This is a genomic window from Curtobacterium sp. MCLR17_045, assembly GCF_003234405.1.
GTDB classification, from domain to species: domain Bacteria; phylum Actinomycetota; class Actinomycetes; order Actinomycetales; family Microbacteriaceae; genus Curtobacterium; species Curtobacterium flaccumfaciens.
In genome coordinates, this window is the sequence record NZ_QKTB01000013.1 from 20,758 (window position 1) to 37,856 (window position 17,099).

Here is a 17,099-nt window from a genome sequence, read left to right on the forward strand (position 1 = left end):
CGACGGACGGGAGGCCCGGCGCCGGACCGGCACCGGGCCTCCCGTCCGCACGTGGCGCGTGACGCCGGGGGCGACGCGCCTCACGCCACGGGGGCGGCCTCCAGCGCGGCGTCGGCGCGTGCCGCGCTGCCCTCGGCCAGGCCTCGGGCGATGCGGCCCCGCGTCGCCAGCCAGAGGACGATCGCGGCGACGAACACGATGCCCTCGGTGACGGTGAGTGCCCAGATGATCCCGGCGAGCCCGAACCACACGTTGCCGGCGATCACGATCGGGATGAACAGCACGCCCTGCGCCATCGACAGCACCATCGCGGGCATGACCATCCCGGTCGCCTGGAACAGCGAGGTGAGCAGTCCCGTGAACCCGTTGACGACGGCGGCGACGAGCTGTGCCGTCAGGATCGTCATGCCGATCGCGAGCACCGAGTGGTCGCCGGAGAAGATCGTGAAGACCTGCTCGCGGAACACGAACACGGTGCCGGAGAAGACGAGCACGATGCCGCCGACGGTCAGGGCCGCAGCGCGCAGGCCGGAACGGAGTCGAGCTGCGTCACCCGCTCCGAACGCGTAGGCGAGCAGCGGCAGCACGCCGATGGTCACGCCCATCACCAGGAACTCCGGCACCTGGGCGATGCGGACCGCGACGCCCATCGCTGCCAGCGGGTCGTCACCGTAGGCGGCGGCGAGGTTGTTGAGGACGAGTGTCGTGATGATGAGGAACGCCGACTGCAGCAGCTCGCCGACGCCGATGCCGAACACGGGCTTCAGGATGTCCGCCCGCAGGGTGAACCACTTCGGCGCGAAGCTGACGTTCTCGCTGTTCCGCTGCAGCCAGGTCACCCAGTAGGCGATCGAGACCACGTTGGCCAGGCCCACCGCGAGTGCGGCGCCGCCGACACCCCAGTGCAGCCCCAGGATGAACAGGACGTCGAACACCAGGTTGCCGACCGTGGACAGGACCAGGCCGATCATCGCCTGCCTCGCGGCGCCCTCCGAGCGGACGATCTGCTCGAGCGCGAAGGACGCGGCGAGGACGGGGACGAACGCGAGCATCACGGCGACGTACTCGCTCGTGGCGGGGACCGCTGCCGCGTCGGCACCGAGGACGGCGACGAGCGGGCGGAGCAGCAGGAGTCCGACGACGCCGAGCACGGCGCCGGTCACGACGGCTCCCCACAGGGCGAACGAGGCGACGTGCTTGATGTCCCGCGCCTTGTCGGGATCGTGTTCCGAGGCGCCGAGCAGCCGGGACATCAACGCGCTGCCGCCGACGCCGAACACCCCGCCCACGGCCATCACGAGGCCGAGCAGCGGCGTGCCGAAGGTGATCGCGGCGAGCAGGGACGTGTCGTGCTGGGCGCCGATGAAGCCCGCGTTGATGACGTTGTACAGGGCGCTGACGACCATCGCGGCGGCCATCGGCACGCACAGGTGCACCAGGGCTCGGGCGATCGGGGCAGCGGAGAGGTACCAGCGGTTCGTCGCCGCAGCGGTGGTGGTGGTGGAGGACATGACGGTTCCCTTCCGGGCATGACGGTGGGCGCGCCGACGGACGCCGGCACGGCAGGGGGGAGCGCGCGACCGGTGGGGTCGCGGGATCGCAGGGTCGCGGGTCGGGAAGGCGCGGGATCGCGGGGTCGCGAAGGCGCGCCGGCGGATCCGGCCGGGAGGCGCGTGGTGCGTGAGCGGGTCGGTGCGGTGGCGCGGGTGGTGCGCTGGTGCGCGTGGCGCCGGTGGTGCGGTGGTGCGGCTAGCGGGTCGGCGGCGCGAGTTCCGCGGTCACCTTCTGCAGCAGTCGCCGCAGGGTTTCGCGTTCGTCCTCGTCGAGGGGTGCGAGCAGGGAGTCGTCGAGGGCGACCATCGCGTCGGTGAACCCGGCGATGAGGTCGATGCCCGCCTGGGTGGCGTGCACCGTCTTCGTCCGCCCGTTCGTGGCGTCCGGTCGTCGTTCGATCAGGCCACGCCGCTCGAGCCCCTGCAGGAGACTCGAGACGCTGGCCGCGCTGGTCCGGGTGGCCTCGGCGACGTCCCGCTGGATGGCGCCGGGGTGTTCCTGCAGGTACCCGAGCACGAAGGACTGCTCGTGGGTGAGGTCGCGCTCACGGACCCACTCCTCGGCACCCTTGCGCTGTGCCCATCCGATCCACCGCATGAGCTGGAGCGGTGTCGTGAAGTCCGGTGCCTGCATGATCAGGACTCTAACTGTTAGCCATCGAACTGTCAACGAAGGCAGCCCCGGTCCTGACCCCACAACGGGGGTGTCGAGCCCTGCCTGGACCCTGATACCTTCCACAGGAAGCGGCCTCACCAGCCGCCCTCGGCCCGTTCGACGGGCCCCACATCCCCTGGCTCACCACCGGGGGCGGATCAGCGGCGGAGACCCCGTCGGGGGAGGAGGCACCGTGCCACACCACGGACCACCCACCGCGATCCCGGCGCGACGGGTTCGTCGCGCCTGACCAGGACGGGCGCCGGCGGGTACCGGCGTCCGCCTCACCGGGTCCGCGACGCGTTCGGGTCGTCGCGGATCCCCGGGGCGGTGGTGATCGGGTCACCGCCGTCCCGGGACCTCCCGGTCGATCCGATCGACGTCTTCGGGAACCCGCCGGTCCACGGAGCCGGATCGGCGTGATACTGGGGTGGTGCGTGAACTCCAAGCCGCCATCGCAGCGGACCTCAACGTCCAGCCGACCATCGACCCGGAGCAGGAGGTCGCCCGTCGTGTCGGGTTCCTGCGCGACTACCTGCTGACGACCGGGGCGAAGGGGTACCTCCTCGCCATCAGCGGCGGGCAGGACTCCACCCTGGCCGGCCGCCTGACCCAGCTCGCGGTCGAGTCGCTCCGCGCCGAGGGGCACCCCGCCGAGTTCACGACCGTGCGCATGCCCTACCGCGTGCAGGCCGACGAGGACGACGCCCAGCTCGCCCTGCAGTTCATCGCGGCCGACCCGGGCGTCACCGTGAACATCGAGCACGGGGTCGACGGGGTCATGCAGGACACCGCGGCCTCGGGCGTCGAGCTGAGCGACTTCGTCAAGGGCAACGTCAAGGCGCGCATGCGCATGGTCGCCCAGTACGCGATCGCCGGGCAGCGCGGCCTGCTGGTGGTCGGCACGGACCACGCGGCCGAGGCCGTCACGGGCTTCTTCACCAAGTACGGCGACGGCGGCGTCGACCTCACCCCGCTCACCGGGCTCTCGAAGAGCCAGGGGCGGCAGCTGCTCGAGTACCTCGGCGCACCCGCCCGCCTGTACGAGAAGGCGCCCACCGCCGACCTGCTCGACGAGCTGCCCGGACAGACCGACGAGGCGAACCTCGGACTCACCTACGCCGAGATCGACGCGTACCTGCAGGGCCACGACGTGCCGGTCGAGGTCGCCGAGGCGATCGAGTCGCGCTACCGCGCGACGGAGCACAAGCGCCAGGTGCCGGCGACGCCCTTCGACGACTGGTGGCGTGCGGGCGCGTAGGCGCTGACGCAACCCCGGCCGGGAGGCGCGGTGCAGGTGATCCTGCACCGCGCCTCCCGTCTGTTGTCCCCAACCCTCCCCAGCGCGGCCCCGCTGTCCGCGCGCGCTCCTAGGATGGGAGCCAACGGAACAACAGATGCGGAATCCAGGCTGGCGCCTGGTCCGGAGGGGGAGTCATGGAAGTCCTGTTCGCGCTCGGAGCCGTCCCGCTGATCATCGTGGGGATCATCGTCCTCGCCGTGATCGCGCTGATCTACGCCAAGGTCGTGTACCGCAACGCCGGTGCCGACGAAGCGCTCATCATCACCGGCAAGCGCTCCCGCAAGGTCAAGAACGCCGACGGCACCGAGACCGTCGAGTCCGGCATCAAGGTCGTGCTCGGCGCCGGCGTGCTCGTCCGCCCCTTCTTCGAGAAGGTCGCGAAGCTGTCGCTCAGCTCGCGTGCGATCGACATCAACGTCAACGCGCAGGACTCCCGCGGCGTCACCATCGACGTCGAGGCCGTGGCGCTCGTCAAGGTGGGCGAGGCCGACGCGTCCATCCGGGCGGCAGCGCAGCGGTTCCTCGGCCAGGAGAAGAAGATCGACGACTTCGCGCGCGAGGTCCTGTCCGGCTCGCTCCGTGCCTCGATCGGCGCGACCGACGTCTCGACGATCATCCGGAACCGCGACCAGCTCACCGTCGCGGTCCTCACCGTCGCGCAGGACGCCCTGCACAGCCAGGGTCTCGACGTCGACTCGTTCGAGATCAAGGGCATCTCGGACCGCAACGAGTACATCAGCGACCTCGGTCGTGCCGAGCGTGCACGCGTGCGACTCGAGGCCGAGAACGCCGAGGCCCAGGCCGACCGCGAAGCGCGAGAAGCCCGCGCCACCGCCGACCAGGCGATCGCCGAGGCCGAGAACACCCTGGCCATCCGCCGTGCCGCGCTGCAGCTCGACGCCGACCGTGCGTCCGCCGAAGCCGCTGCCGCCGGCCCGCTCGCCCAGGCGCGTGCGTCCCAGGGCGTCGTCGAGCAGGAGCAGATCACCGCGCAGAAGCGTGCCGAGCTGCGCCGTGCCGAGCTCGAGTCCGAGGTCTCCGCCGTCGCCGAGGCCCAGGCGCGCAAGACCCGCGTCGAGGCCGAAGCCGCTGCTGGGGCCCAGGTCGAGACCGCCCGCGCCCAGGCCGAGGCCCGCCGGATCTCCGCCGAGGCCGTCGCGGCCGAGGCGAAGGCCGAGGCGGATGCCCGCAAGCTCGCCGCCGACGCCTCACGCGCCGAGGGTGAAGCCGCCGCCGACGCGATCCGTGCGAAGGGTCAGGCCGAGGCCGATGCGACCAAGGCGCAGGCCGACGCGCTCGCACAGCACTCCGAGGCCGTCCTGCGGGTCAAGGCCATCGAGACACTGCCGAGCATCGCCCGCGAGCTCGCTGCTCCGATGAGCAACATCGACACGCTCACCGTGGTGTCCTCCGACGGCGCCGGTGCACTGTCGAAAAGCGTCGTCAGCCAGTTCAGCGAGGTCGATGCGCTGCTCGGTGCCACCGCCGGGTTCACCCTGAGCGACATCGTGAAGAGCACCACGACGGGTCAGGCGGCGGCCCGTGCCGTCGTGCGCGAGCAGTCGGTGCCGCAGGTCGAACCGGCCGAGTAACCGAGCGGGTCCCTGCAGCGGGCGCGACGGGGGATCAGCCCTCGTCGTGCCCGTTCTCGTTCTGCGGGTCGCGCTGCTGTGCGCCGGCGTCCTCACGCTCGTCCGCGAGCCGCTGCTGCCACACGACACTGCGGGCCGCACCCTCGAGCACGTCGTCGACGCTGCGACCGCTCTGGGCGGCGAGGGCGCCGCTGAGCCCGGCGGTCAGGGTGCCGCCAGCCGCGGCGAGTCGCTCGACGACCTCCTCCTGCCGCGGGGTCAGGGGCTCGTCGACCAGTTCGTCGATCGTGTCGCGGATGTTCTGCTCGCTCGCGTCCAGTGCCGCCTCGTCGCCGGACTGCAGGGCTGCTGCTTCTCCGACGACGACGAGACCGAGGCGCGCGGCGTCGTCTTCGGGACGCGGGGTGCGGTGCTCATCAGTCATGCGGTGGACCGTACGCTCCGGTGCGCTGCGCTCCCTGGACAGACGCGTCCCCCGGGCGTGCGGGCGCGCTGTCAGTCGGCCCAGCGCCGGAGCAACCAGTCGGCGGCGGCCACGCCCTCGCGACGCTGGAAGTCGCGGATCGTGGGCATGTTCGGCGGTGCCGGGGGCAGAGCGTGCTCGAAGAACAGCCCGGCCAGCCCGGCCAGCACGGCGTCGATCGTGGTGGCGGACACCCCGGCGAAGACCGGGTGCGTGGCGAGGTGGTGTTCGACGTCGGCGTCCTCACCGCGGACGAGCGTGTCGAGCAGGTAGGTCAGGGGGTCGAGCCACTGCGCGCCCACGCTCGCCCAGGGCCAGTCGACCACCCAGACGAGCCCGGCGTCGTCGACGAGCAGGTTGTCCGCGCGGCAGTCGGCGTGCACGAGGTGTTCGCCGTCGACGAGTGCCGCTGCCCCGGATGCCGCGCGGGCGATCGCGGGGCCGGCGTCGAGGACGTGCGGCGGGACGACCTCGGCGACGCGGGCAGCGTCCGCGTCGTCGGCCAGCATCCGGTCCCAGGCGCCGAACTCACCGCGCAGGTCCTCGGCGATGCGGGGGAGCGTCGCCAGCCCACCGGTCGCGGGCGGCAGCGTGTGGAGTGCGTCGAGCACGGCCGTCGTGTCCGAGCCGTCGAGGTGCCGGCCCGGGTGCTGACCCGCGACGTCATCGAGCACGAGCGCGACCCAGTCGTCGCCGTCGACCGTGGCGTGCAGCGCGTCGAGCAGCCGCGGTGCCTGCACGGTGGTCGGCAGCTGGGCCATGACCGCGGCCTCGCGGCGGTGCAGCTCGAGGGCTGCCTCGTTGCGCGATCGCGACACGGTCTTCACGAACGCCCGTCGTCCGGCCGCGGTCGTCACCCGGTCGGCGCTGCCGGGAGACCACCCGCTCGCCTGGGACTCGGCGGTCACGACCGGACCGCCCAGCACCCCCTCCACCTGCTGCCGCAGCGTCGTCGGTACATCGGTCCAGGTGGTTCGCCCCATGCGCCGACGTTACCTGAGAACCCGTTCACGAACGTGCACGGTCGGCAACTTTGCGTTGGTAGCAAAGGTGCTGGCGGTGTAAAGTTGCAGAGCCTGCAAGGTTGACACCCGTTCGGGGTCCCGACCAGGCCGACGACCACCACGCCACATCCCCTGTGAGGAACTCCGCATGTCCACTGCCACCGCACCCGTTGAGGTGTCGCGCGGACGACAGGACTCCCCGGCGAGCACGCCGGGCAAGCCGATCATGTCGCACCGCCAGATCCTGCTCGTCATCTACGGCCTGATGGCGGGCATGTTCCTGTCGTCGCTCGACCAGACCATCGTCGGCACGGCGATCCGCACGATCGGTGACGACCTGCACGGCCTCGACCAGCAGGCCTGGGTCACGACGGCCTACCTGATCGCGTCGACCATCACCACGCCCATCTACGGCAAGCTCTCCGACGTCTTCGGACGTCGCCCGCTCTACATCTTCGGCATCGCGGTCTTCATCCTCGGGTCGCTGCTCTCGACCCTGTCGACGTCGATGACCATGCTCGCCGCCTTCCGCGCGTTCCAGGGCATCGGTGCCGGTGCGCTGATGTCGCTGCCGCTGGCGATCATGGGCGACATCCTCGCGCCCCGTGAGCGTGCGAAGTACCAGGGGTACTTCCTGGCGGTCTTCGGCATCTCGTCCGTGATCGGCCCGCTGATCGGCGGCCTGTTCGCCGGTGCGAGCTCGATCGTCGGCATCACCGGGTGGCGCTGGGTCTTCCTGATCAACGTGCCGATCGGCGTCGCCGCGCTCCTCATGGTGATCGCGTTCCTGCACCTGCCGAAGTTCGGCGAGGCCAAGGCCAAGCCGCGCATCGACTGGTGGGGTGCGACCTCGGTCATCGTCACGCTCGCGCCGCTGCTCCTCGTCGCGGAGCAGGGCCGCACGTGGGGCTGGGGTTCGGCCAGCGCGATCGCCTGCTACGTCATCGGTGCGCTCGGCCTCGTCGCCTTCCTGGTGATCGAGACCCGCATGCAGGACGACGCGATCATCCCGCTCAAGCTCTTCCGCTCGAGCACGTTCTCGATGGCGACCATCCTGGGCTTCCTGGTCGGTTTCGCGATGTTCGGCGCGATGCTCACCATCCCGCTCTACCTGCAGATCGTCACCGGCCTGACGCCGACCGAGTCCGGGTTCGCGACGCTGCCGATGATCGGTGGCCTGATGATCGCCTCGATCGCTTCGGGGCAGATCGTGGCCCGCACCGGCCGCTACCGGATCTTCCCGGTCATCGGCACGGCCCTGGTGTCGCTCGGCTACGTCGTCCTGACGTTCATGACGATCGACAAGCCGCTGTGGTTCCTGATGATCGGCATGTTCCTGATCGGCCTCGGGCTCGGCCAGCTCATGCAGAGCATCACCCTGGCATCGCAGAACTCGGTGCAGCCGCGTGACATGGGTGTGGCGACGTCGTCCGCCACGTTCTTCCGTCAGATCGGTGGCACGCTCGGCACCGCCGTCCTGCTGTCCGTCCTGTTCTCGCTCATGCCGACGAACATCCTGCACGCCACGGCGGACGAGTCGAACCTGAAGCCCGCCCTCAGTGCGGCGCTCGACCCGGAGATCGCCAGCGCGAAGGCGAACCAGGGCGTCATGGACCAGATCTGGAACCCGATCGTCACCCCGCTCCAGCAGCAGGTGCAGTCCGGCCTCGACACCGCCACCGACCAGGTGACCCAGGCCACCGCCGGGGCTCCCGACGCCGTGCAGCAGCAGGCGCTCACCGCCGCCGCCGACAAGGCGCACGCCAGCGTGCAGGACGGCCGGCTCGTCGTCGACTGGTCCGACTCGTCGCAGCGCACCTACTGGGTGGACCAGCTCGCACCGGAACTGTCGAAGCAGATCGACAAGGGCGCGAACGACTCGAGCGACTCGAACGCCGAGACGAGCGACACGTCCTACCTCAACGGTGCGGATTCGGCCCTGACCCGGCCGTTCATGTCCGGGTTCAACGCCTCGGCCGTGACCGTCTACTGGGTCGGCTTCGCGGTGATCCTGCTCGCGTTCGTCCTGAGCTTCTTCTTCAAGGCGCCGCCGCTCCGCAAGAGCTCGGCCCTGCAGGAGCAGGCGGACGACGCCGGCACCGCCGACGACCTCGAGGCGCAGGCCGTGCGGGCCGCGGACACGATGGGCTCGCCCACCGCACCGGTCACCGGTTCGATCCCCGTCCAGGGCGGTCGGTCGCAGGTCTGAGTCACGCCGGGCCTCCCCGTCACACGACGCGGAGGCCCGGCGTCGCACGGACCCGAGAGCAGGACGGAGCGCAACACGTGCACCAGCCCACCACCAGCGAGGACCTCGTCGCGAGCGACTGCGGCCTACGGGAGCGCAAGAAGCAGCAGACCCGGTCGGCCATCCATCGGTCGGCACTCGCCCTGGTCACCGACCACGGGCTCGCCGGGGTGACCGTCGAGCAGATCTGCGCGGACGCCGGGGTCTCCCCGCGGACGTTCTTCAACTACTTCCCGTCGAAGGCCGAAGCAGCCCTCGGACTGCCGGCGACGACGGTCCCGGACGCGGCGCGCGCTGCGTTCCTCGGTTCTACTGGTCCGCTCGTGGCCGACCTCTGCCACCTCGTCGCGCACACGGTCACCCTGCCGCAGGACCGCCGGCGCATGAAGGAGCTCGTCCGAGCCCGCCCCGAGATGGTCCCGGCGATGATGCAGTGGATGGCGCACGCGCGGCAGACCGTGCTGGCGGTCGCCGCCGAGCGCGTCGACGAGGACACCGCGCGGACCGCGACCACCCTCGTGATGGCCGCCGTGATCGAGTCCGCCCACCGGTCGGCGGACGGCTCCCGCGACGAGCTCGCTGCGCGGCTGCGCGCGGTCGTCGCCGAGATGGGGCGGCTCGCCACCGCCTGACCAGCGTGACCATCGTGTCGCCCCCGGCGCGGGGCGACCACGGCCTGGAGGCGCGGTGTGGGCCGGACCCGCACCGCGCCTCCAGGCCGTTGTCGCGTCCACGCCGTCGGTCGCGCAGTCATCGGACGGTTGGGCGACCACTTTCGCCGTAACGGCAATAACAAGGCTCTTGACGCACGAGACATAGGATGTTTTGATTGCACCGTTCGGTCGACGGAGACCGGACGGCAGGAGACACAGATGAGCCGCATCACCGGTCTGCACGTGCACGACATCCGGTTCCCGACCTCGCGAGAGCACGACGGGTCCGACGCCATGAACCCCGCACCCGACTACTCCGCCGCCTACGTCGAGCTCACCACCGACGCGCTCGACGGTCTGGTCGGCACCGGCTTCGTCTTCACCATCGGCCGCGGCAACGAGGTGCAGGAGTCGGCGATCGCAGCCCTCCGTGGGCACGTCGTCGGCGCCGATGCCGAGGCGGTCCTGGCCGACATGGGCGGCACCTGGCGCGCGATGGTGCACGACTCGCAGCTGCGGTGGCTCGGCCCGGAGAAGGGCGTCATGCACATGGCGATCGGCGCCGTGGTGAACGCCCTGTGGGACCTGCGTGCGAAGCGTGCGGGGCAGCCGCTGTGGGCCCTGCTCGCCGACCTGCGCCCCGAGGAGCTCGTCGACCTGGTGGACTTCCGGTACCTGACCGACGCGATCACCCCGGCCGAGGCGCTCGAACTGTTCCGCACCGCCGAACCGATGCGTGCCGAACGTCGAGCGCGCCTGGAGCGTGAGGGCTACCGCGCCTACACGACGACCCCGGGCTGGCTCGGCTACGACGACGAGAAGCTCGCGCGGCTGTGCCGGGAAGCCGTGGACGACGGGTTCACCCAGATCAAGCTGAAGGTCGGCGGCGACGTCGACGAGGACGTCCGACGGATGGGCATCGCCCGCGCCACCGTCGGCCCGGACGTCCGGATCGCGATCGACGCGAACCAGCGCTGGGACGTCGACGAGGCCGTGGCGTGGATCGACCGGCTCCGCCCCTTCGACGTCGCGTGGGTCGAGGAGCCGACGAGCCCGGACGACATCCTCGCCCACGCCGAGATCGCCCGGCGCATCGCCCCGATCCCGGTCGCGACGGGGGAGCACATGGCGAACCGGGTGATCGCGAAGCAGCTGATCCAGGCCGGGTCGATGTCGGTGCTGCAGATCGACGCCACCCGGGTCGCCGGGGTGAACGAGAACCTGGCGATCCTGCTCCTCGCCGCCAAGCACGGCGTCCGTGTGTGCCCACACGCCGGCGGCGTCGGCCTGTGCGAGGCGGTGCAGCACCTGTCGATGTTCGACGCGGTCGCCCTGACCGGCGACCTCGACACCCGGTGCATCGAGTTCGTCGACCACCTGCACGAGCACTTCGTGACACCGGTCGACGTCCACGACGGCCGCTACTGGCCGCCGACCACGCCCGGCGCCGGCACCGAGATGCTCGCCGACACCCTGACCACCCACGCGTTCCCGGACGGCCCGGTCTGGGCCGAGTCCGATCCCGATCGGGTCCCGGACGCCGTCCGGGTCGCCTGAACACCCCACCGCACACCCCATCACCACGACGAAGTGGAGACACCGATGCAACGACGACGTACCGCCGGGCTGGCGGCAGCAGCAGCTGCCGTGCTCGTGCTCACCGGCTGTTCCGCTGGCAGCAACGCCAGCGACGGCCAGTCGAAGGACTCCCTCACCTGGGCCATGTGGATCGCCGGGAAGGAGGACAAGGCCGCGTGGCAGAAGGTCGCCGACACCGTCAAGACGGACGACGACGTGGACGTGTCGATCCAGGGCTCCCCGTTCAACGACTACTGGACGAAGCTCCGCACGCAGCTGTCGACCGGCACCGCCCCGTGCATCGTGAGCATCCAGTCGCTCCGCGCCGCGAACTACACGGACGTGCTCGTGCCGATCGACGACATGGCGAAGCAGGCCGACCTCGACCTGGGTGAGTACGACCAGACCGGGCTCGACGGCATGAAGGTCGACGGCAAGCTCTACGGGCTGCCGTACGACACCGGCCCCATGGTCATGTTCTACAACAAGGACATCTTCGAGAAGGCGGGCGTCGACGAGCCGAAGCCGGGCTGGACGGTCGACGAGTTCGAGGACGCTGCGAAGGAGCTCAAGGCCGCGGGCACGCCGATCTGGGGCACGAGCGTGGAGGACATCCCCCTGGAGTCGATGATCCTCGGCTACAACGGCGGCCGGGTGATCGATGCCGACGGCACGCTCGACGCCTCGAACGCGGAGTTCGCCGAGGGGCTCGACTGGATCGGCGGTCTGGTGAAGGACGGCTACGCCACGCAGGCGAGCACCGACGGTTCCACCGACGACAACGCGTTCGTGTCCGGTGACGTGGCGATGTACAGCGACGGCCCCTGGTCGATCATCAGCCAGAAGGCCAAGGTCAAGTTCGACCTGGGCATCACGACGATCCCCTCGGGAACGGACGGCCCCAGCTCGTTCGCCGCCGGGTCGGGCTTCGGCATCTCGAAGCAGTGCAAGTACCCCGAGCAGGCGTTCAAGGCCATCACCACGATGACGAACGAGGCCACGCTCACCTCGCTCGCCGAGCAGGGTCGCGCCTTCCCGGCACGCACCGCGGCGCAGCAGGCCTGGTACGACAACGCCGGCATCGACGGGGTCGAGGACGCCCTGAAGACCGGACTCGAGAACGCCACCCCGTTGCCCGGCAACAAGCAGAGCGACCAGCTCAACCAGCTCTTCGCGCAGTACGCCCTGCAAGCGGTGAACGGACAGACCTCCGGCAAGGAGACGATGTCGTCCATCGCGAGCCAGCTCGGCTCGCAGTGACGGGCGTCACCCCCTGACGGACGGGCGCGGCCCGCTTCGAGCGACGCGAAGCGTTGCGCGGGCCGCGCCGACGGAGCCTGCGGAGTCGGAGGTCGGCCCCGCCACGGGCCTCCCGTCCGATCCCCACCCTGACCAGGACCGCGCGAACGACGAGGAGGTCGTCGCATGACCACCATCCAGGACCCACCCGCCGAGGCGGCGCTGCCCGCCCCAGCGGTCGCGGTCGCGACCGGCGCAGCTCCGCGCCGGAAGGACAGCGGCGCCGACGCCGAGCTCGGCCGCCGCTCCTGGTGGGGCGCCGCCTTCGCCGCTCCGCACTCGATCGGCCTCGTCGTGTTCACGGCGTTCCCGATCCTCGCGTCGCTCGTCGTGAGCTTCATGAACTGGCCGATGCTCGGCGAACGCTCGTGGGCCGGCCTGTCGAACTACGCGCAGCTGTTCTCCGACCCGATCTTCCGCACCGTGACGCTGAACACCGTGCTGTTCGTCGTGCTCTACGTGCCGCTCAACCTGGTCGTGTCCCTCGGACTCGCGGCCTGGCTCACGCCGAAGATCCGCCACCGGCACGTCTTCCGCGTGCTGTTCTTCATCCCGACCATCACGCCGATCGTCGCGAACGTCGTCGTCTGGCGGATGCTGTACCAGCCGGGCGGTGCCATCGACGCGACGCTGCAGTCGACCGTCGGCGTGAACGCCCCGAACTTCCTGGCCGACGACAACTGGGCCATGCTCGCCGTCGTCGCGATGAGCGTCTGGCAGGGGTTCGGCTACAACATGCTGATCTTCTCGGCGGCGCTCGACTCGGTGCCGGAGAACCAGATCGAGGCTGCGCAGCTCGACGGGGCGAACGCCTGGCAGATGTTCTGGCGGATCAAGTTCCCGCTCATCTCGCCGTCGATCTTCTTCGCGACGATGATGACCCTGATCACCTCGTTCCAGGTGTTCGTGCAGCCGTTCGTCCTGACGAAGGGCGGACCCGGCACCGCCACCGAGACCCTGGTGCAGTACATCTACAACACGGGGTTCCAGACCCAGCAGCTCGGACTCGCATCGGCCGGGGCGTGGGTGCTGTTCGTCATCATCCTCGGCATCACGGCCATCCAGTTCCTCGGACAGAAGCGGTGGGTGCACTATGAGTGAGCTGACCTCGTCCAACCGGACGATCAACCCGCGGGCGCTGCCCCGCACGCACCGGCAGACCGGCCGGGTGCGCCACACGGTGGGCTACGTGCTGCTCTGCCTGGTGGCCCTGCTGTTCGTCTCGCCGCTCATCTACATGGTGGCGACGAGCCTGAAGCCGTCGGCCGACGTGTTCACGACCCCGCCGACGCTCTGGGGCTCGTCCATCGAGTGGGGCAACTACGCACAGGCGTTCACGTACCTGCCGTTCGCCCGGTTCATCCTGAACGGCGTCTTCGTCGCCGCGGCCGGCACGGCGATCAACGTCGCCGTCGCGGTGCTGTCTGGCTACGCGTTCTCGCGACTGCGGTGGCGCGGCCGGAACACGGTGTTCGTCCTGTTCCTGGCGACGCTGATGATCCCGCAGGACGTCCTCGTCATCCCGATGTACGTGATGATGCAGGGCTTCGGGTGGGTCGACACGTTCCAGGCGCTCATCATCCCGTGGGCGTTCACGGCACTCGGCGCGTTCCTGGTGCGGCAGTTCTTCCTCACCGTGCCGCAGGAGCTCGACGACGCCGCCCGGGTGGACGGAGCCGGAGCGATCCGGACGTTCTTCTCGGTGATGCTCCCGCTGGCCCGACCGACGATGGCAGTCCTCGCCGTGTTCTCGTTCATCGCGTACTGGAACTCGTTCCTCTGGCCGCTCGTCATCGTCAACGACGTCGAGGCCCGTGGCACCATCCCGCTCGGCCTGCAGCAGTTCTTCGGGCAGCAGGGCTCCGAGTGGAACCTCGTGATGGCGGCCTCGGTGATCTCGATGCTGCCCACGGTGGTCCTGCTGATCCTGCTCCAGAAGCACCTCGTCAAGGGGATCGTCACCAGCGGTCTCGGCGGCCGGTGACACCGCCGACCGTCCCCCCTCGCCCTCCACTGAAAGGAACACTGGCCTCATGACCATCACCGCACCTGCCGAGCCGCAGACCGCGACCGACTCCGCGGGGTTCCCCGCGTGGTTCTCCCACGACCGGTTCGGCATGTTCATCCACTGGGGGCTGTACGCCCTGCCGGCACGGCACGAGTGGGTGAAGAACCGCGAACGGATCACCGACGAGGACTACCAGAAGTACTTCGACCACTTCGACCCGGACCTGTTCGACGCCGCGGACTGGGCACGTCGGGCACGGCAGGCGGGGATGAAGTACGTCGTCCTCACCACGAAGCACCACGAGGGCTTCTGCCTGTGGGACACCGCGCTCACCGACTACAAGTCCACGAACACCCCCTTCGGCCGGGACATCGTGCGGGAGTTCGTCGACGCCGTCCGTGCCGAAGGGCTGCGGGTCGGTTTCTACCACTCGCTCATCGACTGGCACCACCCGGACTTCACCGTCGACGGCGTGCACCCCCGGCGCGACGACTCGCCGGAGGAGATCGAGGCGTTCAACGAGGGCCGCGACATGTCGCGCTACCGCGAGTACCTCCACGGTCAGGTCGAGGAGCTGCTCACCGACTACGGGCAGATCGACTACCTGTTCTACGACTTCTCGTACCGGGACAACGACCACGAGGACATCTGGGGCGGCAAGGGCCGGGACGAGTGGGGGTCCGAGGAGCTCATGGCGCTGACGAAGCGGCTGCAGCCCGGCATCATCGTGAACGACCGGCTCGACATCCCCGGTGACCTGGTCACCCCCGAGCAGTACCAGCCCGACAAGCCGATGGAGGTCGACGGCGTCCCGGTGCCGTGGGAGGCCTGCCAGACGCTGAACGGCTCGTGGGGCTACGACCGCGACAACGTGAACCTGAAGCCGGTCGACCTGCTCGTCCGCATGCTCGTCGACGGGGTCTCGAACAACGGGAACATGCTGCTCAACATCGGGCCGACCGGTCGCGGCGAGTTCGACGGGGTCTCGCGGCAGACACTCGACGGCATCGGGACGTGGATGCGCCAGCACGCCCGCTCGGTGTACGGGGCGGGGCCGTCGCGGTTCGTCGCCCCGCGGAACACCGTCTACACACAGAACGGCAACCGCCTGTACCTGCACCTGTTCGCGTGGCCGTTCGAGCACGTGCACCTGCCCGACCTCGCCGGCCGGGTGGCGTACGCGCAGCTGCTCAACGACGCATCGGAAATCCACTTCCGCGAGATCCCGCCGGGCACCCGGGCGCAGAACACCGGGCTCGGCGGTCAGCCCGCCGGCACGCTCACACTGAGGCTGCCGATCGTGCGGCCCGACGTCGCCGTGCCCGTCGTCGAGCTGTTCCTGCGCGACTGATGCAGCGGATCCTGACGCGGACGCGACTGCGGGCCGGGAACGAGGCGGCGTACGACACCGTGCACGCCTCGGTCCCGCCCGCGCTCGCGGCGCGACTGCGCGAGGCCGGCGTGCACGACTGGACGATCTGGCGGGACGGGCTCGACCTGGTCCACCTGATCGAGGTCGAGGACCACCGGGCGATGCGCCGGGCGCTCGCCGACGACCCGGTCAACGCCGAGTGGCAGGAGACGATCAACCCGCTGCTCGAGGCGGACGACGACTACTCGGGCGCCGACGACGGGGTCCCGCGGGTCTGGTCGCTGGTGGACCAGGTGCACAACGCGGACCAGGTGGACCCGTGACGGCCCTCGACCTCGACCTCGACCGCGGTCCGTTCTGGTTCGGCGGGGCCGGCATCGGCAACCTGCTCCGTCCGGTGTCCGACGACGAGGCCCGCGCCACGGTCGACGCCGCGTGGGACGCCGGGGTGCGCGGGTTCGACACCGCCCCGCACTACGGCCTGGGCCTGTCCGAACGGCGGCTCGGGGCGGCGCTCGCCGGACGCCCCCGGAGGGAGTTCCTCGTGTCGACGAAGGTCGGGCGGGTGCTCGTGCCCGGGCGCGGTGACGGCGACGACCTGGCGTCCGGGGGCTTCGCGGTGCCGGACGACACCGTGCGGCAGTGGGACCCGTCGCCGTCGGGCGTGCGCCGCTCGCTCGACGAGTCGCTCAGCCGGCTCGGGCTCGACCACGTCGACGTCGCCTACCTGCACGACCCGGACGTGTACTCACTCACCGACGGTCTGACCCAGGCGCTGCCGACGCTCGCCGAGCTCCGCGACGAGGGCCTGGTGCGGGCGGTCGGCGTCGGGTCGAACTCCGTCGAGGCGCTGTCGGCGGCCGTCGACACCGGGCTCTGCGACGTCGTCATGCTCGCCGGGCGGTACACCCTGCTCGAGCAACCGGCGGCGGCGCTCGTCGACCGGTGTGCGTCGCTGGGCGTCGCGGTCGTGGCGGTCGGCGTCTACAACTCGGGGATGCTCGGGCAGGAGCGCCCTTCGGCGGGTGCGACCTACGACTACGCCGAGGCCTCTGCGCAGCTGCTCGCGCGGGCGAATTCCATCGCCGACGTCTGCGAGCGCCACGGGGTCACGCTGCCCGAGGCCGCGCTGGCGTTCCCGCGTCGGGCCCCGGCGGTCGCGGCGATCGCCCTCGGGGTGCAGTCTGCCGACCAGGTGCGCTCGAACGTCGCCCGGGCCGCCGCCGTCGTGCCCGAGGCGCTCTGGGACGACCTGCGTGCAGCGGGCCTGCTCGCGATGTGACGCCACGTACGACGAAAGTCACCCCGAACCACGCGTCTGCGTGGTTCGGGGTGACTTCGGTGGTGCGCCGGTCGGACCGGCAACACGTG

The 17,099-nt window shown here is 70.4% G+C and carries 15 protein-coding genes; 11 read left to right on the forward strand and 4 right to left on the reverse strand.

Going from position 1 to position 17,099, the window contains the following annotated elements; translation table 11 throughout:
* Nucleotides 1-80: 80 nt before the first annotated feature.
* Together DEJ05_RS10075 and DEJ05_RS10080 are read right to left on the reverse strand one after the other, a co-directional pair.
* The gene (locus tag DEJ05_RS10075) at nucleotides 81-1,511 is read right to left on the reverse strand and encodes an MATE family efflux transporter (protein WP_111110342.1); all 1,431 of its coding nucleotides are present in this window, start codon (nucleotides 1,509-1,511) and stop codon (nucleotides 81-83) included.
* Nucleotides 1,512-1,749: 238 nt separating this feature from the next.
* Nucleotides 1,750-2,187, reverse strand: a complete 438-nt coding sequence (locus DEJ05_RS10080; protein ID WP_111030686.1) for a MarR family winged helix-turn-helix transcriptional regulator — start codon at nucleotides 2,185-2,187, stop codon at nucleotides 1,750-1,752.
* Between the two features lie 454 nt (nucleotides 2,188-2,641).
* On the opposite strand from DEJ05_RS10080, the gene nadE reads away from it, so the two are divergent.
* Nucleotides 2,642-3,469, forward strand: coding sequence for an ammonia-dependent NAD(+) synthetase (gene nadE, locus DEJ05_RS10085; RefSeq protein WP_111110366.1), 828 nt, complete (start codon nucleotides 2,642-2,644; stop codon nucleotides 3,467-3,469).
* 176 nt (nucleotides 3,470-3,645) lie between these two features.
* Complete coding sequence (locus DEJ05_RS10090; protein ID WP_111030687.1) at nucleotides 3,646-5,103, forward strand: SPFH domain-containing protein; 1,458 nt, start codon at nucleotides 3,646-3,648, stop codon at nucleotides 5,101-5,103.
* A gap of 34 nt (nucleotides 5,104-5,137) precedes the next feature.
* Here the strand turns inward: DEJ05_RS10090 and DEJ05_RS10095 are convergent, their stop codons facing one another.
* Nucleotides 5,138-5,527: a hypothetical protein gene (locus DEJ05_RS10095; protein ID WP_071244081.1), complete on the reverse strand. Its 390-nt coding sequence runs from the start codon at nucleotides 5,525-5,527 to the stop codon at nucleotides 5,138-5,140.
* A gap of 71 nt (nucleotides 5,528-5,598) precedes the next feature.
* Complete coding sequence (locus DEJ05_RS10100; RefSeq protein ID WP_111110343.1) at nucleotides 5,599-6,549, reverse strand: phosphotransferase family protein; 951 nt, start codon at nucleotides 6,547-6,549, stop codon at nucleotides 5,599-5,601.
* A 169-nt stretch (nucleotides 6,550-6,718) separates the two neighbouring features.
* Here DEJ05_RS10100 and DEJ05_RS10105 point away from each other — a divergent pair, with 169 nt between their 5' ends.
* The 9 genes from DEJ05_RS10105 (at nucleotide 6,719) to DEJ05_RS10145 (ending at nucleotide 17,010) form a co-directional block, all read left to right on the forward strand.
* Nucleotides 6,719-8,779: an MDR family MFS transporter gene (locus DEJ05_RS10105; protein WP_111110344.1), complete on the forward strand. Its 2,061-nt coding sequence runs from the start codon at nucleotides 6,719-6,721 to the stop codon at nucleotides 8,777-8,779.
* A 77-nt stretch (nucleotides 8,780-8,856) separates the two neighbouring features.
* On the forward strand, nucleotides 8,857-9,450 hold the full coding sequence (locus tag DEJ05_RS10110) for a TetR/AcrR family transcriptional regulator (RefSeq protein ID WP_111110345.1): 594 nt from the start codon (nucleotides 8,857-8,859) through the stop codon (nucleotides 9,448-9,450).
* A gap of 240 nt (nucleotides 9,451-9,690) precedes the next feature.
* Nucleotides 9,691-11,028: an enolase C-terminal domain-like protein gene (locus DEJ05_RS10115; protein WP_111110346.1), complete on the forward strand. Its 1,338-nt coding sequence runs from the start codon at nucleotides 9,691-9,693 to the stop codon at nucleotides 11,026-11,028.
* 45 nt (nucleotides 11,029-11,073) lie between these two features.
* Entirely contained in the window at nucleotides 11,074-12,309 is a 1,236-nt protein-coding gene (locus tag DEJ05_RS10120; protein ID WP_258373916.1) for a sugar ABC transporter substrate-binding protein, read from the forward strand.
* Nucleotides 12,310-12,474: 165 nt separating this feature from the next.
* Nucleotides 12,475-13,449 (forward strand): carbohydrate ABC transporter permease, encoded by a 975-nt coding sequence (locus tag DEJ05_RS10125; RefSeq protein WP_111032368.1) that lies wholly within the window; start codon nucleotides 12,475-12,477, stop codon nucleotides 13,447-13,449.
* A complete protein-coding gene (locus DEJ05_RS10130; protein WP_111030694.1) occupies nucleotides 13,442-14,332 on the forward strand; it encodes a carbohydrate ABC transporter permease in 891 nt (296 codons plus the stop codon). The genes DEJ05_RS10125 and DEJ05_RS10130 overlap by 8 nt, the downstream gene beginning before the upstream one ends.
* Before the next feature lie 49 nt (nucleotides 14,333-14,381).
* A complete protein-coding gene (locus DEJ05_RS10135; RefSeq protein ID WP_111110347.1) occupies nucleotides 14,382-15,707 on the forward strand; it encodes an alpha-L-fucosidase in 1,326 nt (441 codons plus the stop codon).
* Nucleotides 15,707-16,051, forward strand: a complete 345-nt coding sequence (locus DEJ05_RS10140; RefSeq protein ID WP_111110348.1) for an L-rhamnose mutarotase — start codon at nucleotides 15,707-15,709, stop codon at nucleotides 16,049-16,051. Before DEJ05_RS10135 ends, DEJ05_RS10140 begins: the two co-directional genes overlap by 1 nt.
* Nucleotides 16,048-17,010: an aldo/keto reductase gene (locus tag DEJ05_RS10145; protein ID WP_111110349.1), complete on the forward strand. Its 963-nt coding sequence runs from the start codon at nucleotides 16,048-16,050 to the stop codon at nucleotides 17,008-17,010. The genes DEJ05_RS10140 and DEJ05_RS10145 overlap by 4 nt, the downstream gene beginning before the upstream one ends.
* Nucleotides 17,011-17,099 lie beyond the last annotated feature (89 nt).

Bases quoted from the DNA above. Each gene is read 5' to 3' on its own strand.
- DEJ05_RS10075 (WP_111110342.1), bottom strand. From the start codon at position 1,511: ATGTCCTCCACCACCACCACCGCTGCGGCGACGAACCGCTGGTACCTC.
- DEJ05_RS10080 (WP_111030686.1), bottom strand. From the start codon at position 2,187: ATGCAGGCACCGGACTTCACGACACCGCTCCAGCTCATGCGGTGGATC.
- DEJ05_RS10090 (WP_111030687.1), top strand. From the start codon at position 3,646: ATGGAAGTCCTGTTCGCGCTCGGAGCCGTCCCGCTGATCATCGTGGGG.
- DEJ05_RS10095 (WP_071244081.1), bottom strand. From the start codon at position 5,527: ATGACTGATGAGCACCGCACCCCGCGTCCCGAAGACGACGCCGCGCGC.
- DEJ05_RS10100 (WP_111110343.1), bottom strand. From the start codon at position 6,549: ATGGGGCGAACCACCTGGACCGATGTACCGACGACGCTGCGGCAGCAG.
- DEJ05_RS10105 (WP_111110344.1), top strand. From the start codon at position 6,719: ATGTCCACTGCCACCGCACCCGTTGAGGTGTCGCGCGGACGACAGGAC.
- DEJ05_RS10115 (WP_111110346.1), top strand. From the start codon at position 9,691: ATGAGCCGCATCACCGGTCTGCACGTGCACGACATCCGGTTCCCGACC.
- DEJ05_RS10120 (WP_258373916.1), top strand. From the start codon at position 11,074: ATGCAACGACGACGTACCGCCGGGCTGGCGGCAGCAGCAGCTGCCGTG.
- DEJ05_RS10125 (WP_111032368.1), top strand. From the start codon at position 12,475: ATGACCACCATCCAGGACCCACCCGCCGAGGCGGCGCTGCCCGCCCCA.
- DEJ05_RS10130 (WP_111030694.1), top strand. From the start codon at position 13,442: ATGAGTGAGCTGACCTCGTCCAACCGGACGATCAACCCGCGGGCGCTG.
- DEJ05_RS10135 (WP_111110347.1), top strand. From the start codon at position 14,382: ATGACCATCACCGCACCTGCCGAGCCGCAGACCGCGACCGACTCCGCG.
- DEJ05_RS10140 (WP_111110348.1), top strand. From the start codon at position 15,707: ATGCAGCGGATCCTGACGCGGACGCGACTGCGGGCCGGGAACGAGGCG.